We start from the raw sequence: 3,117 nt of genomic DNA on the forward strand, positions 1-3,117 counted from the left end.
TTCTTCCATTCTGCGACTAGCCTGTCGCGAGGTCGACCGAAACGTCGATCCCGTACAGGTCGGCCGCATTGCGCCAGCACAGCTTCACGCGTTGCTCGGTGGACAGCGCCTTGGGCAATTTGTGGATGTCACCGCACTGCCAGTGCGGGTAGCTCGAGCCGAACATCACCATGTCGTCCTTGCCGGTGAAGCCGAACCATTCGCCGGCGAAGTCGGTGTCGCCGGGCCCGTCCAGGGTGCCCTGGACGAAAAACACATGGCCAGGCAGGTAGTCGCTGGGAATCCGGGGAGCCCACGGCGTTTGCTCGAGATGTGGCCGGCCGAAGGTGTCCATCCGCCAGATGAAGGGCGTGATGAAATCCGCGGCGCCGTCGCCCCACACGAACTTCAGACCGGGAAAGCGTTCGAAGACCCCCTCGGCGATCATGTTCATCTGGTGGTACAGGTAATTCAGCGCCATGAAGCTGACGTACTGCTCGTAGGTGCGGGTGTTGCCGGACGGGGTCGGCGGATTGGCGATACCCGAGCCGACCTCGATGTGCGCGGCAACCGGAAGCCCCGCGTCGGCCGCCGCCTCCCACAGTGGCCAGAACTGGGGTTTGCCGTAGACCTCCCGGGATTGCAGCGGGACTCCGATCTGGACCACGCGAGGGTGCCCGCGCCACTTCTCGATCTCTCTCAGTGCACCGGCGATGTCGTCGGGGTTCACCCGGATCGTGCCGCGGAAGCGGTCGCCGAACTGGCTGTGCTCCAGCCACTTCGACACCATCATCTCGTTGTGGGCGGCGTGCAGGGCGCTGCCCAGATGCCGGTCCGGCATGATGCCGCGCGCCATCGGGTGCAGAACCGCGACGTCGACACCGCGGTTCGAAAACAGTTCATTGGCAACGAATTCCGGATCCGAGCCGGGGTATTGGCGGTCCGGCCCCTCGGTTTTGGGTGCGTATTCGCCGCCCGGAGCGCCGTACCAATCCATCTCGTAATCGGGGAAACCACGACTTTTGAACGGCTCGCGCAAGACCGAGCGCAGCTCTTTGTTGGACGAGAAGAAGATGTGCACGCTGGCATCGATCAGCGGCGTGCGCGTCCCGTCCAGGTGCTCGATCACCTAAACCACCCTTCGTGAATCGGCTGACCGGGTAGAGGTCACCAGCAATCTGCTAGCCAACCTAACATCCCCGTTCACCGCTATTCAATGGGTTTCCCGTAAGCGTTTCGATTATTCATCGCGCCTGATAGTGACCACAATCGAGCCCTACGAGTGTAAGCGCTGTTCTTGTCCAGCGATAATATCATTCTCCCGGTTCCGGGCCGCTGGCAGTGATCCCGGTGCCCCGTTTCGATCGGCTTGATCGCCGACGTGAAATCCGAGCCGACCCCGCGAGATTGTCACTGTGCTATTAAGAGAATAGTATTCTCACCGCACGTTGACTGAGCTAAGGAGACTGGCCGGGATGCTGTTGGAGTTCGACGCCGATCAGCGGTTCTGGCAGGAAACCGTGCGCGACGCCGTGGGCAAGCAGTGCCCGCCGGCGCTGGTCCGCGGTGTCGCCGAAGACGGCGTCGACCCCGGCCCGGTCTGGAAGGGCTACGTCGAGCACGGCTGGACCGAGATGAACGAGCCCGAGACCGCCGTCGAGCTCGCCATTGTGCTCGAAGAGCTGGGACACGCCACCGACCCGACCCCGTTTCTGGCGACCATGAGCCAGTTCGCGCCGCTGGCCGCGGACCGATTCGACCCGAAGGCATCCGGCACCGCCGTCTACAGCGGGATAACCGCTCACCGCGACGGTGAACAGTGGGTGCTGAACGGCACCGCGCGGCACGTGCTGGACGGCGATCGTGCAAAGTGGCTCGCGGTGGTGACCGATGCCGCGGTGTTCATCATCAACGCCGAAGACGCGGCCGGGCTGTTGTCCAGGCGACGCAGCGCCGTGCTCGACCCGGTGCTGCATGTCGCCGATCTGACGTTCAGCGAGCTGCGGGTGCCCGATGCCGCCCGCATCAGCGCGGATACCGAAAGGGCGCATCACGTCGCCCTGATGGGCATGGCGATCACGACGGTCGGTGCGTGCCAACGGATTCTGGACCTGGTCCTCGATCATGTGCGCAGTCGCCACCAGTTCGGGGTGCCGATCGGATCGTTCCAGGCGGTCCAGCACAAGGCAGCCGACATGCACGTCGCGGTGGAGCGTGCGCGCGCGCTTGGCTATTACGCAGCGTTGACGATTGCCGGAGACGATCCGCGCCGGCGGCTGGCCGCCGTGATGGCGAAAGCGGCTGCGGGCGAATGTCAGTCGCTGGTGTTCCGCCACGGCCTGCAGCTGTTCGGCGCGATGGGCTTCACCTGGGAGAACGACCTGCAATTCGCATTGAAACGGGCCAAAGCCGGCGAGCTCATGCTCGGCGGAACCGCAGAGCACCGGGCGAGGGTTACCGAGGAGTACCGTGCAACTCAGCTTTGATCCAGACGTCGAGGCATTCCGCGCGGAGTTTGTCGCTTTCTTGGACGAGCACGTGGCCGCGACAGCGGCCGAGGCGCTGGAGCGGCCGAAGTCGGTGTCGCACATGCCGGATTGGGCCCGTCGATGGCAACGGCTGTTGTTCGACAACGGGTGGCTGCTGCCCACTCAACCGCCGGCGTTCGGTGGGCGCAATGCCACGGTCCTGCAGCAGTACGTGTATTTGGAAGAGCTGTGCACGCGGCGGATCTACCACAGCTTCAATCCGCAGGGCGTGAACATCATTGCGGCGTCGCTTATTTCGTTCGGTAACGACGAGCAGAAGCAGCGCTGGGCGGTGCCGATCCTGCGGGCCGAGATCACCGCGTCGCTGGGCATGAGTGAGCCCAGCGCCGGGTCGGATCTGGCGTCGCTGCGGACGAAAGCGGTGCGCGATGGCGACCACTTCGTGGTCAACGGCCAGAAAGTGTGGACGTCGGGTGCCCACGATGCCGATGTGCTGCTGACCTTCGTGCGCACCGATCCAGATGCGCCGAAGCACAAGGGAATCAGCGTGCTGGTGATTCCCACCGATACTCCGGGCGTGACTCGACGGCCGTTCCCGGACATCTGCGGTCAGGACAATCTCGACTTCAACGAGGTGTTCTTCGAGGAC

General features: G+C 64.0%; 3 protein-coding genes. 2 read left to right on the forward strand and 1 reads right to left on the reverse strand.

Annotated elements, in window-relative coordinates; genetic code table 11:
- Window positions 1-16 precede the first annotated feature (16 nt).
- On the reverse strand, window positions 17-1,108 hold the full coding sequence (locus tag VGG53_RS00680) for an amidohydrolase family protein (protein ID WP_331516025.1): 1,092 nt from the start codon (window positions 1,106-1,108) through the stop codon (window positions 17-19).
- A gap of 346 nt (window positions 1,109-1,454) precedes the next feature.
- Between VGG53_RS00680 and VGG53_RS00685 the strand changes: the two genes are divergently transcribed.
- Complete coding sequence (locus VGG53_RS00685) at window positions 1,455-2,465, forward strand: acyl-CoA dehydrogenase family protein (protein WP_331516027.1); 1,011 nt, start codon at window positions 1,455-1,457, stop codon at window positions 2,463-2,465.
- A partial coding sequence (locus VGG53_RS00690; RefSeq protein WP_331516026.1) for an acyl-CoA dehydrogenase family protein occupies window positions 2,449-3,117 on the forward strand: 669 nt, incomplete at its 3' end. The genes VGG53_RS00685 and VGG53_RS00690, both read left to right, overlap by 17 nt.

It is taken from the genome of Mycobacterium sp. (assembly GCF_036490025.1).
Classification (GTDB): domain Bacteria; phylum Actinomycetota; class Actinomycetes; order Mycobacteriales; family Mycobacteriaceae; genus Mycobacterium.

Coding starts and splice junctions, on each gene's coding strand:
- VGG53_RS00685 (WP_331516027.1), top strand. CDS start 1,455: ATGCTGTTGGAGTTCGACGCCGATCAGCGGTTCTGGCAGGAAACCGTG.